General features: G+C 53.5%; 17 protein-coding genes and 1 pseudogene. 3 read left to right on the plus strand and 15 right to left on the minus strand.

Annotated features, from left to right (window positions below; all coding sequences use genetic code 11):
- Positions 1-46: 46 nt before the first annotated feature.
- A complete protein-coding gene (locus OGY10_RS21890) occupies positions 47-487 on the plus strand; it encodes a DUF2756 family protein (protein WP_048215386.1) in 441 nt (146 codons plus the stop codon).
- On the opposite strand, the gene ugpQ is transcribed toward OGY10_RS21890, so the two are convergent.
- From ugpQ to livK, 11 genes are all read right to left on the minus strand, one after another.
- Complete coding sequence (gene ugpQ, locus OGY10_RS21895) at positions 484-1,227, minus strand: glycerophosphodiester phosphodiesterase (protein ID WP_003827589.1); 744 nt, start codon at positions 1,225-1,227, stop codon at positions 484-486. The genes OGY10_RS21890 and ugpQ overlap by 4 nt on opposite strands.
- Positions 1,224-2,294, minus strand: coding sequence for a sn-glycerol-3-phosphate import ATP-binding protein UgpC (locus tag OGY10_RS21900; protein WP_071446691.1), 1,071 nt, complete (start codon positions 2,292-2,294; stop codon positions 1,224-1,226). Before OGY10_RS21900 ends, ugpQ begins: the two co-directional genes overlap by 4 nt.
- Before the next feature lie 2 nt (positions 2,295-2,296).
- Positions 2,297-3,142 (minus strand): sn-glycerol-3-phosphate ABC transporter permease UgpE, encoded by an 846-nt coding sequence (gene ugpE / locus OGY10_RS21905; RefSeq protein ID WP_003023450.1) that lies wholly within the window; start codon positions 3,140-3,142, stop codon positions 2,297-2,299.
- Positions 3,139-4,026 (minus strand): sn-glycerol-3-phosphate ABC transporter permease UgpA, encoded by an 888-nt coding sequence (gene ugpA, locus OGY10_RS21910; RefSeq protein ID WP_003837841.1) that lies wholly within the window; start codon positions 4,024-4,026, stop codon positions 3,139-3,141. Before ugpA ends, ugpE begins: the two co-directional genes overlap by 4 nt.
- Before the next feature lie 110 nt (positions 4,027-4,136).
- On the minus strand, positions 4,137-5,453 hold the full coding sequence (gene ugpB, locus OGY10_RS21915) for a sn-glycerol-3-phosphate ABC transporter substrate-binding protein UgpB (RefSeq protein ID WP_003827583.1): 1,317 nt from the start codon (positions 5,451-5,453) through the stop codon (positions 4,137-4,139).
- 247 nt (positions 5,454-5,700) lie between these two features.
- Complete coding sequence (locus OGY10_RS21920) at positions 5,701-5,982, minus strand: hypothetical protein (protein WP_100271811.1); 282 nt, start codon at positions 5,980-5,982, stop codon at positions 5,701-5,703.
- 101 nt (positions 5,983-6,083) lie between these two features.
- Positions 6,084-6,797, minus strand: a complete 714-nt coding sequence (gene livF, locus OGY10_RS21925) for a high-affinity branched-chain amino acid ABC transporter ATP-binding protein LivF (protein ID WP_003827581.1) — start codon at positions 6,795-6,797, stop codon at positions 6,084-6,086.
- 17 nt (positions 6,798-6,814) lie between these two features.
- A complete protein-coding gene (gene livG, locus OGY10_RS21930) occupies positions 6,815-7,582 on the minus strand; it encodes a high-affinity branched-chain amino acid ABC transporter ATP-binding protein LivG (RefSeq protein WP_003023438.1) in 768 nt (255 codons plus the stop codon).
- Complete coding sequence (gene livM, locus OGY10_RS21935) at positions 7,579-8,856, minus strand: branched chain amino acid ABC transporter permease LivM (RefSeq protein WP_032945254.1); 1,278 nt, start codon at positions 8,854-8,856, stop codon at positions 7,579-7,581. Before livM ends, livG begins: the two co-directional genes overlap by 4 nt.
- On the minus strand, positions 8,853-9,779 hold the full coding sequence (gene livH, locus OGY10_RS21940) for a high-affinity branched-chain amino acid ABC transporter permease LivH (RefSeq protein ID WP_003827575.1): 927 nt from the start codon (positions 9,777-9,779) through the stop codon (positions 8,853-8,855). Before livH ends, livM begins: the two co-directional genes overlap by 4 nt.
- A gap of 61 nt (positions 9,780-9,840) precedes the next feature.
- Positions 9,841-10,950 (minus strand): high-affinity branched-chain amino acid ABC transporter substrate-binding protein LivK, encoded by a 1,110-nt coding sequence (livK, locus tag OGY10_RS21945; protein WP_003023433.1) that lies wholly within the window; start codon positions 10,948-10,950, stop codon positions 9,841-9,843.
- Between the two features lie 423 nt (positions 10,951-11,373).
- Between livK and panM the strand changes: the two genes are divergently transcribed.
- The gene (panM, locus tag OGY10_RS21950) at positions 11,374-11,757 is read left to right on the plus strand and encodes an aspartate 1-decarboxylase autocleavage activator PanM (RefSeq protein ID WP_191227192.1); all 384 of its coding nucleotides are present in this window, start codon (positions 11,374-11,376) and stop codon (positions 11,755-11,757) included.
- Positions 11,742-11,869 (plus strand): annotated as a pseudogene (locus OGY10_RS23835) (hypothetical protein). The gene panM and the pseudogene OGY10_RS23835 overlap by 16 nt, the downstream one beginning before the upstream one ends.
- A gap of 83 nt (positions 11,870-11,952) precedes the next feature.
- Here the strand turns inward: OGY10_RS23835 and OGY10_RS21955 are convergent.
- The 4 genes from OGY10_RS21955 to ftsE form a co-directional block, all read right to left on the minus strand.
- Positions 11,953-13,056 carry a branched-chain amino acid ABC transporter substrate-binding protein gene (locus tag OGY10_RS21955; protein ID WP_139157946.1) on the minus strand — a complete coding sequence of 368 codons (1,104 nt, stop codon included), beginning with the start codon at positions 13,054-13,056 and terminating at the stop codon, positions 11,953-11,955.
- A 320-nt stretch (positions 13,057-13,376) separates the two neighbouring features.
- Entirely contained in the window at positions 13,377-14,231 is an 855-nt protein-coding gene (gene rpoH / locus OGY10_RS21960; RefSeq protein WP_191226698.1) for an RNA polymerase sigma factor RpoH, read from the minus strand.
- A 270-nt stretch (positions 14,232-14,501) separates the two neighbouring features.
- Positions 14,502-15,560 carry a permease-like cell division protein FtsX gene (ftsX, locus tag OGY10_RS21965; protein WP_020996073.1) on the minus strand — a complete coding sequence of 353 codons (1,059 nt, stop codon included), beginning with the start codon at positions 15,558-15,560 and terminating at the stop codon, positions 14,502-14,504.
- Positions 15,553-16,221 carry a cell division ATP-binding protein FtsE gene (ftsE, locus tag OGY10_RS21970; RefSeq protein WP_003023420.1) on the minus strand — a complete coding sequence of 223 codons (669 nt, stop codon included), beginning with the start codon at positions 16,219-16,221 and terminating at the stop codon, positions 15,553-15,555. The genes ftsX and ftsE overlap by 8 nt, the downstream gene beginning before the upstream one ends.
- Between the last annotated feature and the right edge of the window lie 2 nt (positions 16,222-16,223).

Below are 16,223 nucleotides of genomic sequence, written 5' to 3' on the forward strand. Positions count from 1 at the left end.
GGCGAGAAAGGAGTAAACTTAAGAGATCCCCGAGAGGAGAAAAGCGATGAAACGACTCTTACTTTTAGCCATGCTGTTGCCGTTTGCAGGCTTTGCACAGCCCATCAACACCATGAATAACCCGAACCAACCCGGTTATCAGATCCCGAGTCAGCAGCGTATGCAAACCCAAATGCAAACGCAGCAAATTCAGCAGAAAGGGATGCTCAACCAACAGTTGCAAACGCAGACGCGTATGCAGCAACAGCATCTGGAAAACCAAATTAACACCAACTCCCAGCGGGTCCTTCAGTCTCAGCCAGGCGAGTTGAATCCCAGCCAGCAGCAAATGCTGCCCAACAGCAACGGTGGGATGTTGAGTGGAACCCGTAACCCGGACAGCTCTCTGAATAAGCAACATATGCTGTCAGAGAAAAAGAACGGCGACATGCTGAAGCCCTCCAGCACGCCGCAGCCTAACGTTCCGTTAAAAACGATTGGGCCTTAAAAAGGTTGGAAATCCGGACCAATCGTATCAATGGCATCGGTACAGATGCAGTCCACGCCCCAGCGCAGCAGTTCCGCCGCGCGCTGGGGTCGGTTGACGGTATATACCAGAATACGTAGCCCCGCATCACGCAGCGCATCCACACGCGCTTCATCCAGCAGTTTGTGATTAAGATGAATAGAGACGCAGCCAAGCCGCGTGGTCAGCTCGCGCCAGTCCTCGCGCCATTCATCAAGCAGCAAGCCTCTCGGCAGTTCAGGTACCGCCTGCTGCGCCGCTTCAAGTGCATCAATTTCAAAGGATGACAATAGTGGCGGCGTCATTCCCGCCCACAGTTCCCGCGCGGCCAGCGCCACGACTTTGCCGGTTAACGTTCCGGTACCGGTTGTGGGTTTAATTTCAATATTCGCCATCATACCGTGCTGACGGCAGCGCTCGGCCACTTGCGAGAGCAGCGGCAGCGGTTCACCTTTAAACTCACCGCTAAACCAGCCGCCGGCGTCCACGCGCAATAAATCCTGCCAGTTCAGCTCGCCTGCCACGCCCCAGCCGTTGCTGGTTCGCTCCAGGTTGTCATCATGCAGTAAGAAGATCTCACCGTCTTTCGACAATTTAGCGTCAAACTCGATCATGGTATGCCCGTATCGCGCCCCCACGTCGATCGCCGCCAGGGTGTTTTCCGGGGCCAGCTTACCGCCGCCACGATGGGCGACAATATGGGGGTAAGGCCAGTTACTCATACGCGTTGTCCTGTTTCGCCATCAAAAAGATGCAGATGATTTTCCGGCAGATGCAGCCACAGCGTGCTGCCTGCCGTCGGGCGATGCTGATGCGCCAGTCGCACCACCAGTTTTTGCTCACCCCAGCGTCCGTGTGCCAGGTTATCTGCGCCCAGCATTTCCAGTGTATCAACAACCAACGGCACGCCGCCTTCGGCCTGCGAGCTTAGCGCAATGTGCTCTGGGCGGATACCCAACGTCATTTTACGCCCAATAGACTCTCTCGCGCTTCTGCCGATGGGTAGCGTCATGCCGCCCTCCAGTTCAAAATGGGTGCCCGAGGTACTGATGCCCCCGTCCAGCAGGTTCATCGCCGGGCTGCCGATAAAACTCGCCACAAAGCGGCTGGCAGGCTTTTCATACACCTCAACCGGTGTACCTATCTGCTCGGCAATGCCTTTGTTCATCACCATCACCCGTTGGGCGAGGGTCATCGCTTCAACCTGGTCGTGCGTCACGTATAGCGAAGTGGTTTTCAGGCGGCGATGCAGATGTTGTAACTCCAGACGCATCTGTACGCGCAGCTTGGCATCGAGGTTAGAAAGCGGCTCATCGAACAGGAATACCGCTGGGTCGCGCACAATAGCGCGCCCCATCGCTACGCGCTGGCGCTGACCGCCAGAAAGTTCGCGCGGACGACGTTTAAGCAGCTCACCCAGCTCGAGAATACGCGCCGCCTCATTTACCCGCTCAGCAATGTGCTCCTTGCCCATCCCGCGGATTTTCAGCCCCCAGGCCATGTTTTCTTCCACGCTCATATGCGGGTAGAGCGCGTAGTTTTGAAAGACCATCGCAATGCCGCGATCCTTCGGCTCCATCTCGGTGACGCGTTTATTATCAATCCAGATATCGCCACCGCTCACCCGCTCCAGCCCGGCCACCATCCGCAGCAGCGTAGACTTTCCGCAGCCGGATGGGCCAACCATCACGATAAATTCCCCGTCCGCGACGTCCAGCGTCAGCGGTTTAATCACCTGGGTTTTGCCGTCCCAGCTTTTGGTTACTGCCTGTAGTTTTAAACCAGCCATTTTTATTTCTCACTATCGACCAGACCGCGTACGAAGGCACGCTGCATGGCTAACACGATGATTACCGGAGGGATGAGCGTCAGCAGCATGGCAGCCATTACCTGGTTCCACTGCGTGGTGCCTTCACCGGTGGCGATCATGCCTTTGATACCCGCCACCGCAGTGCCCAAATTGACGTCGGTAATAATTAACAACGGCCATAAATACTGGTTCCAGCCGTAGATAAAGGTGATAACGAACAGCGCCGCCAGATTGGTTTTTGACAGTGGTAGTACGATATCGCGGAAAAAACGCATCGGTGACGCACCGTCAATTCGCGCGGCCTCAACCAGCTCATCCGGCAGGGTCATAAAGAACTGTCGGAACAGGAAGGTCGCAGTAGCCGATGCCATCAACGGCAGCGTCAGACCCGCATAGCTGTCGAGCATTTTCAGGTTGGCGATAACCTCCACGGTGGGGAAGATTCGCACCTCAACCGGCAGCATCAGGGTGATAAAAATCATCCAGAAGAACAGGTTGCGCAGCGGAAAACGGAACCAGACGATGGCGAATGCGGAGAGCATGGAGACGGTGATTTTCCCTACCGTAATACTGAACGCCATGATGAAGCTGTTAAGCATCATCAACCAGAACGGCGCGCTGTTGACGCCCACACCGTTGACCCAGATGTATTTCATGTTCTCCAGCAACTGCGTGCCGGGAACCAGCGTCATCGGCGTTTCAAACACCGCTTTGTTGTCCAGCGTCGCCGCGACAAACGCGACGTACAGCGGAAACAGGATCACCATGATCCCCATAATCAACATGGCATGGCTGAATATTGTCAGCCCACGACGGTTCTCAATCATTGGTAACGCACCTTACTTTCCACATAGCGGAACTGCACCACCGTCAAAATAATGACCAGGAACATCAGCACCACCGATTGTGCGGCGGAAGAAGCCAGATCCAACCCGACAAACCCTTCACGGTAGATCTTATAAATCAGCGTGGTCGTCGCCTGCACCGGCCCACCCGCCGTGGCGGCATCAATAACCGGGAAGGTATCAAAGAAGGCATAAACCAGATTCACCACCAGCAGAAAGAAGCTGACCGGGGCTATCAACGGCAGCGCCAGCTTAAAGAAGCGGCGAACCGGCCCTGCGCCATCAATCGCAGCAGCTTCGATCAGCGATCGCGGGATAGACTGCAGTGCGGCAAAGAAGAACAGGAAGTTGTAACTAATCTGCTTCCAGACCGATGCAAACACCACCAGGAACATCGCCTGACCGCTGTTTTGCGCATGGTTCCAGTCATAGCCAAACTCACCGAGAAAATGGGTAATCAGCCCACGTCCTGGGTTAAACAGGAAGATCCACAATACGGCGGCGACGGCGGGCGCGACGGCGTATGGCAACAGCATCAGCGTCTGGTAAAAACGGCTGCCGCGCACCACGTAATTCACCAGCGCCGCAAAAAATAACGAAACCAGCAGACCACTTACCGTGACTAACGTACTGAACTTAATGGTGGTCCAAAATGAGTCGAGGTAGTACGGGTCATGAAACAGCGCGACAAAGTTTTCCAGTCCGACAAACTGGCTGGAAAGACCAAACGGATCAACGGATTGTAGCGAGTACCACAACGCTTCACCGGCGGGCCAGATAAAGAAAATAACGGTGATAACCAGCTGCGGAGCCACCAATAAATAGGGAAGCCAACGCGAGCGGAATACCGGACGGGATGAAGACATGTAGGTTCTTTTCCTGGAAGGTGCCGGATGGCGGTGCAAGCACCTTATCCGGCCTACAAACTACAAACTTGTAGGCCTGATAAGCACAGCGCCATCAGACACTTATACACTTAAGACTTGGTCGATTGCTCAAAGCGGCGCAGTAACTGATTGCCACGCTCAACGGCGGCATCCAGTGCCTGCTGCGGGGTTTTCTTCCCGGTCCAGACGCTTTCCAGCTCTTCATCCACAATAGTGCGGATCTGCGGCATATTGCCCAAACGCAGCCCTTTGGTGAACGGCAACGGCGGCTTGTTCAGCATCTGGCGGGTGGCGATATCAGCCCCAGGGTTCTTCTCATAGAAGCCCTGCTCACGGGTCAGGTCGTAGGCAGCGGTGGTGATCGGCAGATAGCCGGTCTTCTGGTGCCATTCGGCAGCAATTTCAGGCTTCGCCAGGAAGTTGAGGAACTGCGCCACGCCTTCGTAGGTTGCTTTGTCTTTACCCTGCATCACCCACAGGCTGGCCCCACCAATAATCGCATTCTGCGGCGCGCCCTTCACGTCGGCATCGTACGGCATCATTCCGACGCCATAGTTGAATTTAGCGTAGTGACGGATGTCAGCCAGAGAACCAGAAGAGGCGGTGGTAATGGCACAATCCCCGTTGTAGAACTTCTCGGTGGACTCATCTTTACGCCCAAAGTAGCTGAAATCCCCTTTTTTGTTCAACTCTTCCAGCAGAGCGATGTGTTTCACCTGCTCCGGTTTATTGAATTCCAGCACCGCGTCAGTACCGTCAAAACCGTTGTTTTTGGTTGCTACCGGCAGACCGTTCCAGGCGCTGAAGTTTTCAATCTGAATCCATCCCTGCCAGCCGCTGGCGTAACCGCACTTCATGCCTGCAGCTTTCAGCTTCGCGGTATATTCCGCCAGATCCTGCCAGGTTTTAGGCGGCTGCTCAGGGTCTAAACCGGCTTTTTTGAAGGCATCTTTGTTGTAGTACAGCACCGGAGTGGAGCTGTTAAACGGCTGGGAGAGCAAGTGTCCGCTTTTAGAGTCGGTGTAGTAACCGGAAACGGTCGGTACGAACTGAGACTCATCGAAGTTAATGCCAGCCTCTTTGAATACTTCATAGACCGGTTTAATGGCTTTTGAGGCCATCATGGTTGCCGTACCCACTTCATAAACCTGCAGCAGCGCAGGCGCGTTTCCGGTACGGAAAGCAGCAATTCCTGCACTCAGGCTCTGCTCGTAGTTGCCTTTGTACTGCGGAACAATTTTGTAGTCGGGATTGGCGGCATTAAAACGTTGCGCCAGTGAGTCAACTTCTTTTCCCAGTTCGCCTTCCATTGAGTGCCAGAACGGGATAGTGGTGACCGCCAGTGCCTGACCTGCAAATGCCAGGCTAAGTGCCAGTCCTAAAGCTGTATGTCGTAACGATATCATCGGTTATCTCTCTTGTTGTGCCGGATGCGCGATATCACGCGTTTTATGCTCGCGGGGGTAACATGACATGCTCGAATGACAGAAAAATAACTTTTTTATTACAAAAAAAAGATAGTAAGGCGACAAACAGATGGCAAGGCGGTGAAAGCGTAGTGACAGGAAAATGCGGGGTGGTGCACAACAAAGCCGGATATCGCTATACCTTCTCCGGCCTGGATGGCGTTATCTGCTGCTCCAGCAAGGAAGATTAATTCCGACGCCAGCGTCTCTCATATTCATTCTGTAAACGCTGCTGCTCTCGCCGCTCACGTTCACGTTGGATATCCGATTTATCATCATCCCAGCCTGGGCATACCGAGCTGGTAAACACTTCGCAGGGCGAGTCGGATTGCGCTAACGGGTTGTCCGGTTTCTCTTCCCAGATAGCGGGATCGCGCGGGTCAAACGCTGGCGGTGTTGAGGCCTGGGTGGTTAGTGAAAGCGTCAAAAACAAACTGCCAATCATCATGCAGGTACCTGAACGAATCATCCTTTCTCCATGTTCATTTTTATTATTGATAACTATTCTCAATAATAACATAGAGCAATAAAAAGGGGCCACAGCGGGCCCCTTGTCTATTCAGATAATGATTAACCGCCCAGATACGCACTACGCACCGCTTCGTTAGCCAGTAACGCATCACCGGTGTCTTCCAGCACCACATGACCGTTTTCCAGCACGTAGCCGCGATCGGCGAGCTTCAGCGCCTGGTTAGCGTTCTGTTCGACGAGGAAGATGGTCATCCCCTGTTCGCGCAGCTGTTCGATGGTGTTAAAAATCTGCTGGATGATAATCGGCGCCAGACCCAGCGACGGTTCATCAAGCAGCAGCAGCCTCGGCTGGCTCATCAGTGCACGGCCTATCGCCAGCATCTGCTGTTCACCGCCGGACATCGTTCCCGCACGCTGAATACGACGCTCATGCAGACGGGGAAACAGGTCATACACCCATTTGATGCGTTCCTGAAACTGGTCTTTTTCGGCAAAGAAGCCGCCCATCGCCAGGTTCTCTTCCACCGTCATGCGGGAAAACACGCGACGCCCTTCCGGCACAATCGCTACCGCTTCGCGCATGATTTTCGCCGTCTGCCAGTCGGTAATGTCTTTACCATCAAAGACGATTCGCCCGCTAGTCGCTCGCGGGTCGCCACACAATGTGCCGAGCAGCGTGGTTTTTCCCGCGCCGTTAGCACCAATCAGAGTAACGATTTCACCCTGGTTGATATACAAGCTGACGTCGTGCAGCGCCTGTATCTTGCCGTAGTGGGCGTTGACTTTGTCGAACGATAACATCGCCTTATCCATATTAATCCTCGCCCCCATTATGCTTCACCTAAATAGGCGCGGATAACATCCGGGTTATTACGAATCTGTTCCGGCGTCCCATTCGCCAGCGGCGTGCCCTGATTCACCACGTAAATACGGTCGGAAATCCCCATCACCAGCTTCATGTCGTGCTCAATCAACAAAATGGTGGTGTTGTGATGGTTACGCAGTTCAGCAATCAGCTCGTCCAGCTCTTTGGTCTCTTTCGGGTTGAGTCCAGCAGCGGGTTCGTCGAGCATCAGGATTTCCGGCTGGGTCACCATGCAGCGGGCAATTTCCAGACGACGCTGGTCGCCATAGGCCAGGTTACTGGCCTGACGGTTGGCATGCTCCAGCAAGCCAATACGCTCCAGCCAGGTGGCCGCGCGATCCAACGCTTCACTCTGCGCGCGACGGAACGACGGGGTTTTCAACAGGCCGGAGAAGACGCCGGTTTTCAGTTGCTGATGTTGCGCCACCAGCAGGTTTTCAATCACCGTCATTTCGCGAAACAGACGCACGTGCTGGAAAGTACGTACCACGCCCATACGCGCGATTTGCTGACCCGGCAGCCCTTCCAGGTGCTGGTCGCGCAGCTTAATCGTCCCGCCGGTCGGCTTATAAAAACCGGTCAGACAGTTAAAGACCGTGGTTTTCCCCGCACCGTTCGGGCCGATTAACGAAACGATCTCCTGCGGTCGCAGTTCCAGTTCAACGTTGTTTACCGCCAGCAGACCGCCGAAGCGCATCATCAGGCCGTTAACGGATAATAATGGCTGACTCATGCCTGCTCTCCTTTTGCTTCCCCGTTTTTCAGCTTCAACTGTGGACGGGTCATCGGCAACAAGCCCTGCGGACGCCAGATCATCATCAGTACCATCAAACCACCCAGCATTAACATGCTGTATTCGTTGAAATCACGCATCAGTTCGCGTGACACCACCAGCAGGATGGCAGCGAGGATCACCGCAAACTGCGAGCCCATTCCGCCCAGTACCACAATCGCCAGCACAAAGGCCGACTCGGCAAAGGTGAAGGATTCCGGGCTGACGAAGCCCTGGCGCGCGGCAAACAGCGTACCGGCAAAACCGGCAAACGCGGCGCTGATGGTAAAGGCTGTCAGCTTAATGCGCGTAGGGTTTAAGCCCAGCGAGCGACAGGCAATTTCATCTTCACGCAGCGCTTCCCACGCACGACCCAGCGGCATACGCAGCAAACGGTTAATAACAAACAGCGAGAAGACCACCAGCAGCAGCGCCACCAGATAGAGGAAAATGACGCGGTCAGACGGATCGTACTTGACGTTAAAGAAGTTGCTGAAGGTATCCCAGCCGCCTTCACGGGCGGTACGGCTGAACTCCAGACCGAAAAAGGTCGGTTTCGGGATCTGGCTAATACCGTTTGGACCGCCGGTTATTTCGGTGTTGTTGAGCAGCAGGATGCGGACGATTTCGCCGAAGCCTAAGGTCACAATCGCCAGATAATCACCGCGCAGGCGCAGTACCGGGAAGCCGAGCAGGAAGCCCGCAGCAGCGGAAACCAGTCCCGCCAGCGGCAGACAAGTCCAGAAGCCGAGTCCGTAATAGTGGTTCAGCAGCGCGAAGGTGTAAGCGCCGATGGCATAGAAGCCGCCGTAGCCCAGCACCAGCAGGCCCGAAAGCCCTACCACCACGTTTAAGCCGAGGCCGAGGATGATATAAATCATCGTCAGCGTGGCGATATCCACCGTACCGCGTGACACCATAAACGGCCACGCCACGGCAATCACCAGCAGCGCCACCAGGAACAGCTTCTGTTTAACGGTGGAGCCGTCAATCGCCGGCAGAATAAACTTTGGTCCGGAGACGCTCTTCAGGCCTTTCTGGAAGGCTGGACGCAGCAGTTGGAAGAGAAAGACCACGCCAGTGCCGATAAACACCCACTGCCAGCGGATATCCGCGGCGGTATCGACCACCAGCTTGGTACCGTCCAGCTCTAACTGAACGCCCATAAAGACGCCCGCCAGGACGAAGAACATAGCGGCAGAGAGCAGCGCCATTGCAAAATGCATCGGTTTCATACTTTCTCTACCTCCGGGCGACCCAGAATACCGGTCGGCATCACCAGCAGCACCAGAATTAGCAGCGCGAATGAAACAACGTCTTTGTATTCAGTACTCAGATAAGCAGAGGAGAGCGCTTCCGCAACGCCCAGAATCAGGCCGCCGATCATCGCCCCTGGAATGCTGCCGATGCCGCCCAGTACCGCCGCGGTAAAGGCCTTCATCCCGGCCATAAAGCCGATGTAAGGGTTAATTACGCCATAGAACTGACCGAGCAGCACGCCCGCTACCGCCGCCATTGCTGCGCCAATCACAAAGGTCAGCGCAATCACGCGATCGGTATTGATGCCGAGCAGGCTGGCCATCTTCAGGTCTTCTGCACAGGCACGGCAGGCGCGGCCCATACGGGAGTAACGGATAAACAGCGTCAGCGCCAGCATTGCCAGGAAGGTTACGATCCAGATAACCAACTGCATGGTGGTGATGGAAGCAGAGAAGTTATCGCTACTGCCGACAGTCCACTGGCCATTAAACAGGCTGGGCAGCGCCACGTCGCGCGAACCTTCCGTCAGGCTGACGTAGTTTTGCAAGAAGATAGACATCCCGATAGCGGAAATCAGCGCGATCAGGCGCTTGGAGCTGCGCACGGGCCGATACGCCACACGTTCAATGCTCCAGCCGTAGGCGCTGGCAATGACAATCGCGCCGACGAAGCCCGCCGCGACCAGTAGCCAGCTGGAATCAATGCCCATCATCATTAGCGCTGCGATGATCATAAAGGAGACATAGCTGCCGATCATATACACCTCGCCGTGGGCGAAGTTGATCATGCCGATAATGCCGTACACCATCGTGTAACCGATGGCGATCAGAGCGTAGGTGCTTCCCAGCGTGACGCCGTTAAACATCTGCTGCAAGAAATAGAGGAACTGCTCGGACATAAGGTAACCTTTTTAAACCCGCCCGTTTTGCACGGGCGGTGGGATAACTCGTCTTCAGGTATTACTTCGCGACGGTCGAAGAACCGTCTGCATGCCACTGGAAGACACCAAACTCAAATCCCTTCAAATCGCCTTTTTCATCCCATTTCAGCGGCCCAATCACGGTATCAGCCCCGTGTGCTTTCAGATCTTTCACCAGGTCCAGCGGCTCTTTACTACCGCTGCGATCCATTGCTGTCGCCAATGACTGGACGGCTGCATAAGTGATCCACACGTATGGTCCGGTTGGATCTTTCTTGTCAGCTTTGAGCGCATCGACGATAGCCTTATTCGCCGGATCCTGGTCATAGCGTTTTGGCATGGTTACCAGCATGCCTTCAGCAGCATCACCGGCGATGTTAGACAGCGACGCATTGCCGACGCCCTCAGGTCCCATAAACTGGGTTTTCAGCCCGACGGAACGCGCCTGACGCAACATTTGCCCCATTTCCGGGTAGTAGCCGCCGTAATAAACAAAGTCGATATTTTCTTTTTTCAGGCGGGCGATCAGCGCAGAAAAATCTTTTTCCCCGGCGGTGATACCGTCAAAGAAAACGATGTTGGCTTTGCCCGCTTTCAGGCTGTCCTGCACCGAACGCGCCAGGCCTTCACCGTATTGCTGTTTATCGTGAATGATGGCGATACGCTGTGGCTTCACCTTCTCCAGAATGTATTTCGCGGCGGTCGGCCCCTGAGAGGAGTCCAGGCCCGCTGTACGCATAATGTGAGCGTAACCGCGCTGGGTCAGTTCCGGGTTTGTGGCACCCGGAGAAATCATCAGAATGCCTTCATCTTCATAGATATCTGATGCGGGCTGCGTGGAAGATGAGCACAGATGTCCAATAACGTACTGAATACCGTCATTGACGATTTTGTTCGCTACCGCAACGGCCTGTTTCGGATCGCAGGCGTCGTCATATTCCACAGCGACCAGTTTGTCGCCTTTGACCCCGCCTTTGGCATTGATATCTTTAATGGCCTGACGTGCGCCATTAAATTCCATATCGCCCCACTGCGCGACCGGACCTGACATCGCGCCGACAACAGCGACCTTGATATCTTCCGCCATGACCGCGTGTGACATTGCCAGTGCTATCACCCCTGCGATGATTGTTTTCGCATTCCGTTTCATTACCTGAATCCCCATTCGTGACGTAATTAATATTTTGTATTTATGTGGTTAAAAAGCAGTCTGTGCTTTTTTTGAACTACACTATTTTTACCAGTCTCATTAATGGTTTAGCGCAGTTTTTTAAGCAAAATCAGGCTAAAATCTCTATTTTTCAGTCGATTAAGAAAAGATAATATTCTGCTTTTTACTATAGATAAACAAAAAAAAGCACGTTTGTCAGCATAAAATAACGGTACAAAGAGCCGAATAAAATGCTGCATTCCAGGGTATTATTCTGCCTGTTTTTCAATCTCTACGGTTTCAAACTGTCATTACCGTTGTTACAAAATTATTAATCTGGTTATTCACATAAAAAAGAGAAAGCATCCGGGCGAATTATTTCGGTACACTCATTCCATCTTTTGTGATTTGGACATGCTGTTAATGAAGCTGACCATCGTTCGTTTAGATAACTTTAGCGACCAGGACCAGATTGATCTGGGCAAAATCTGGCCGGAATATTCCGCCTCATCGTTAAGCGTAGATGAAACGCACCGGATCTACGCCGCACGCTTTAACGAGCGTCTGTTAGGCGCAGTTCGCGTAACCCTGAGCGGCACGCAAGGTGCATTAGATTCATTGCGCGTACGCGATATCACCCGCCGTCGCGGCGTCGGGCAGTATTTGATCGAAGAAGTCATCCGGGAAAACCCTGACGTGAGTTCATGGTGGATGGCCGACGTCGGCGTTGAAAACCGCAGCGTGATGGCCGCGTTTATGCAGGCGTTAGGGTTTACAGCCCAGGAGAATGGCTGGGAAAAAAGATAAAAAAGCCGGATGGCGCTGACGCTTATCCGGCCTACATGCTGGGAGCAAAAAATAAAAAACCACCTCGCAATTTTCCAAGAATTTCACGTTGCAGGAAGGCGGCAAGTTATGAAGTCCCCGGGAGCTTACATAAGTAAGTGACCGGGGTTGAATAACGTAGCCAACGCATTTGCAGCGCGAAAGGCACCTGGAAAATTATTTGGCGTCGGTCGCCGTCCCGTTTGCATGCCAGTCAAACACGCCGAATTCGAAGCCTTTCAGATCGCCCTTCGCATCCCATGACAGCGGCCCCATTACGGTTTCCACTGAGTTTGCTTTCAGGTATTTGGCAATTTCAGCCGGATCGTCAGACTGGTTCAGACCGGCCTGCAAGGATTGCAGCGCGGCGTAGGTGGTCCATACGAATGCACCGCTCGGATCCTGTTTCTTGGCTTTGATCGCGTCCACAATCGGTTTGTTCGCCGGAACCTGATCGTAGTTCTTCGGTTTCGTTACCAGTAAGCCTTCTGCAGACTCACCCGCGATGTTAGACAGCGACACGTTCGCTACCCCTTCTGGTCCCATAAACTGGGTTTTCAGACCTGCGGCACGAGACTGACGCAGGATCTGTCCCATTTCCGGGTGGTAACCACCGTAGTAAACGAAATCGATATTCTCTTTCTTCAGACGCGCCACCAGCGTAGAGAAATCTTTCTCGCCAGCGGTGATCCCGTCGAAGAACACCACGTCAGCGTTGGCTTTCTTGAGGTTGTCCTGCACGGAACGCGCCAGGCCTTCGCCGTACTGTTGTTTGTCGTGAACGATCGCAATGCGCTTCGGCTTCACTTTTTCAACGATATATTTGGCAGCGGTTGGTCCCTGATCGGAATCCAGACCGGTGGTACGCATCACCAGGTTATAACCGCGCGCGGTCAGCTCAGGCGCCGTTGCCGCTGGGGTGATCATCAGAATGCCTTCGTCTTCATAGATATCTGACGCAGGCTGAGTGGAAGACGAGCACAAGTGGCCGATAACATATTTAATCCCGTCGTTGACCACTTTGTTAGCTACCGCTACCGCTTGTTTCGGGTCACAGGCATCGTCATATTTCACCATGACCAGTTTGTCGCCTTTCACGCCGCCTTTGGCGTTGATATCTGCAATAGCCTGCTCTGCGCCAGTAAATTCCTGATCGCCATACTGCGCTACCGGACCGGACATCGCGCCGACGACGGCAACTTTAATATCCTTAGCAAACGCCATATTGCTCAAAGACAGGGCGATACATCCTGCCAATAACGCTTTACCCTTCATATTCATCCTGACAATCCCCATTATTGTGGTTATTACGTGTGTTGTGATGTTGTTGTTCAGCACTTTATTTCGATTATTGGATAGCCACCCGTGCTTTAGCAGCATACTCTGCTAAAACATACCCGATTTTTATTATTTTGGAATAGCTAAATTTACATCCAGATAACAAATTCGTATCTGGGGAGGGGAGGAAAGGTCGTAGGCCCGATAAGCAAAGCGCCATCGGGCAAAGGTGTTGCCGGATGGCAGCGTAAACGCCTTATCCGGCCTACAAAAAACAAAACCCCCGAATTCACATTCGAGGGTTCATTGGCAATGCGCGAAGATTACGCTTCGATCGCCGCGCGCAGTTTTTTCATGGCGTTCTTTTCAAGCTGACGAACACGTTCAGCGGAAACGCCGTAGCGGTTGGCCAGTTCCTGCAACGTCGACTTGTTGTCTTCGTCCAGCCAACGGGCACGAATAATGTCCTGGCTACGCTCGTCCAGACCTTCCATTGCGTGGGTCAGTTTGTTCGCGGCCTGATCTTCCCAGTTATCTTCTTCAATGCCGTCGGCAAAGTTAGAAGATTTATCCTGCAGATACAGCACCGGGGCCATCGGCTGGCTGTCAGACTCATCGTCTGAAGACATGTCAAACGTCATGTCCTGTGCCGCCATACGGGATTCCATTTCGCGCACGTCTTTGCTGGAAACACCCAGCTCGCGAGCAACCATTTCAACTTCGTCCTGGTTAAACCAGCCCAGACGCTGCTTGGTTTTACGCAGGTTAAAGAACAGCTTACGCTGTGCTTTGGTGGTCGCAACTTTAACGATACGCCAGTTACGCAGAACGTATTCGTGGATCTCAGCTTTGATCCAATGCACGGCGAAGGAAACCAGGCGCACACCCACTTCCGGGTTGAAACGGCGCACGGCTTTCATCAGGCCGATATTACCTTCCTGAATCAGATCCGCCTGCGGCAGGCCATAGCCCGCATAATTACGAGCAACATGAACAACAAAGCGCAGGTGAGACAGGATCAGCGTTTTAGCTGCTTCCAGATCGCCCTGGTAATGCAGCTTTTCAGCCAGTGCCCGCTCCTCGTCAGCCGACAACATCGGCCACGCGTTCGCAGCCCGGATGTAAGATTCCAGGTTACCAACAGGGGCTAAAGCTAAATTTTGCATTTCTTTGGTCATTCAAATCCTCTCAATCTTTTCATCTGGCGCATTGGCTAAAAACTAATTAACAAAAACCAGTAGCAACAACCATGCCAGAGCTTATGAGCAACGAGAATATCATTCAATCTTTTATCAGACAGTGATTTTATCCACAAGTTCCATGTCGTAATGTGTATAGATTACGCACAAAATGTGACATCACAATGAATACGCCGGGAAGAGATCACAGGGACTCTTTCCCTGCAGAGCGAACTACTCAGTGCAGGGAAAGATTATACCAGAGATTTTTTAATCGGGGGTAAAGTGGCGTAAATGTTGAACCGTGGCAAGCCAGGCTGCCACCCAGCCAATCATTGAGCACACCAGCAGCAATAACAGGCACTCATCGAATGATAAGCCATTGATATCAAACTTGGTTCCAAATACCTGTGCCACCTCAGTCACCGCTGACGACAGACGCATCACCAAAATTTCTGACAAAATCAGTGAAAGAAATGCACCGGAAAAACCGAGCAGTGCACCGCCGTAGAGGAACGGACGCAGGATAAATCCATCCGTCGCGCCAATCAGTTTTTGCACGTTAATGGTATCGCGACGCGCAAAAATACTCAGCCGCACGCTGTTACCGATGACGAGGAAGACCGCCGCCACCATCAGCACGCCAATCATCGCGGAAACGCGTCCGACAAGGCCCGTCAGCGCCGCCAGGCGAGCGAACCAGCTGTCATCCATTCGCACTTCATCAATACCGTTGATTTGTGCGATGCGGTCACGCAGCGTGTTCAGCGACTCCGTACCCTGGAAGTCCAGTTTCGGGATAACAACCGCCACGGCCGGAAGCGGGTTCTCTTCCAGCATATCCAGCGCGCCGCCAAAGCCAGACCAGTTGCGGAATTCACCCAGCGCGTCGTCACGAGAAAGATAATTCACTTTCTCCACGCCCTGCTCGGCCTGCAACTGACCAACCACCCGCGCCGCCGCATCATCATCCAGCGTTTTTTGCAGGTAAACGGTGATCTGCGGAGACGGATAATACTGGCTTGCCGCATGGTTTACGTTCTTATAAACCATGTAGCACACGCTTGGCAGCGTCAGGGAGATGGCAATGACCATCACCGTCAGAAACGTCGCCAGCGGCTTGCTTTTCAGGTCCTGTAACGCGCCCTGAAACGCATAACGTACCTGCTCGTTAAAGACATTGGTTTTACGCGAATTCGGCTTTGGCGCAGCTTTCGCACGCTTTGGCGTGTTGCGACCGCCGTCACCCGGCGCACCGCCCGATTTACGAAAGCGATCCAGTCGGCCACCGAACTGTTTGATTTGGTTAATAGCGTCACGTCTATTCATGCGCCAGGCCTCCATGCAGATGTCCATCGCTCAGAACCATTTGGCGATAGGAGCGACGGGAGATCAGGCCAATATCGTGCGTGGCCATTAATACCGTGACCCCGACGCGGTTAAACTCTTCGAACAGGCGAAGGATCCCTTCTGACAGCGCGTCATCCAGGTTCCCCGTTGGTTCATCCGCCAGCAGCACCGCAGGTTTGTTCACCACCGCACGGGCGATGCCGACGCGTTGTTGTTCACCGCCGGAGAGCTGAATCGGGAAGTTTTTCGCTTTGTCCAACAGCCCGACCTTATCCAGCGCCGCTGACACGCGACGACGAATATCGTCCCCGCTGGCACCCGCGATGATTAGCGGGATTGCCACGTTGTCAAACACGGTTCTGTCCATCAACAGGTGGTGATCCTGAAAAATCATGCCAATCTGACGACGCAGAAACGGCACTTCACGGTTTTTCAAACGGCTGATGTCATGCCCGCTAAAGTAGATTTTCCCGGCGCTGGGCCGTTCAATTCCACAAATCAGCTTCAGCAGGGTACTTTTCCCCGCGCCGGAGTGGCCGGTCAGAAACGCCATCTCGCCAGGCTGCATATGGAAGGTCACTCCCTGCAGCGCTTGTCTCCCACCGAGATAGGCCTTGCTGACATGTTCAAAGCGAATCATTG

Origin of the sequence: Citrobacter sp. Cpo148 (assembly GCF_030332375.1) — a bacterium.
GTDB lineage: Bacteria > Pseudomonadota > Gammaproteobacteria > Enterobacterales > Enterobacteriaceae > Citrobacter > Citrobacter portucalensis.

Bases quoted from the DNA above. Each gene is read 5' to 3' on its own strand.
- ftsE (WP_003023420.1), bottom strand. From the start codon at position 16,221: ATGATTCGCTTTGAACATGTCAGCAAGGCCTATCTCGGTGGGAGACAA.
- OGY10_RS21900 (WP_071446691.1), bottom strand. From the start codon at position 2,294: ATGGCTGGTTTAAAACTACAGGCAGTAACCAAAAGCTGGGACGGCAAA.
- livM (WP_032945254.1), bottom strand. From the start codon at position 8,856: ATGAAACCGATGCATTTTGCAATGGCGCTGCTCTCTGCCGCTATGTTC.
- livH (WP_003827575.1), bottom strand. From the start codon at position 9,779: ATGTCCGAGCAGTTCCTCTATTTCTTGCAGCAGATGTTTAACGGCGTC.
- OGY10_RS21890 (WP_048215386.1), top strand. From the start codon at position 47: ATGAAACGACTCTTACTTTTAGCCATGCTGTTGCCGTTTGCAGGCTTT.
- ftsX (WP_020996073.1), bottom strand. From the start codon at position 15,560: ATGAATAGACGTGACGCTATTAACCAAATCAAACAGTTCGGTGGCCGA.
- ugpB (WP_003827583.1), bottom strand. From the start codon at position 5,453: ATGATATCGTTACGACATACAGCTTTAGGACTGGCACTTAGCCTGGCA.
- livK (WP_003023433.1), bottom strand. From the start codon at position 10,950: ATGAAACGGAATGCGAAAACAATCATCGCAGGGGTGATAGCACTGGCA.
- livF (WP_003827581.1), bottom strand. From the start codon at position 6,797: ATGGATAAGGCGATGTTATCGTTCGACAAAGTCAACGCCCACTACGGC.
- ugpE (WP_003023450.1), bottom strand. From the start codon at position 3,142: ATGATTGAGAACCGTCGTGGGCTGACAATATTCAGCCATGCCATGTTG.
- livG (WP_003023438.1), bottom strand. From the start codon at position 7,582: ATGAGTCAGCCATTATTATCCGTTAACGGCCTGATGATGCGCTTCGGC.
- ugpQ (WP_003827589.1), bottom strand. From the start codon at position 1,227: ATGAGTAACTGGCCTTACCCCCATATTGTCGCCCATCGTGGCGGCGGT.
- OGY10_RS21920 (WP_100271811.1), bottom strand. From the start codon at position 5,982: ATGATTCGTTCAGGTACCTGCATGATGATTGGCAGTTTGTTTTTGACG.
- rpoH (WP_191226698.1), bottom strand. From the start codon at position 14,231: ATGACCAAAGAAATGCAAAATTTAGCTTTAGCCCCTGTTGGTAACCTG.
- OGY10_RS21955 (WP_139157946.1), bottom strand. From the start codon at position 13,056: ATGAATATGAAGGGTAAAGCGTTATTGGCAGGATGTATCGCCCTGTCT.
- ugpA (WP_003837841.1), bottom strand. From the start codon at position 4,026: ATGTCTTCATCCCGTCCGGTATTCCGCTCGCGTTGGCTTCCCTATTTA.
- panM (WP_191227192.1), top strand. From the start codon at position 11,374: ATGAAGCTGACCATCGTTCGTTTAGATAACTTTAGCGACCAGGACCAG.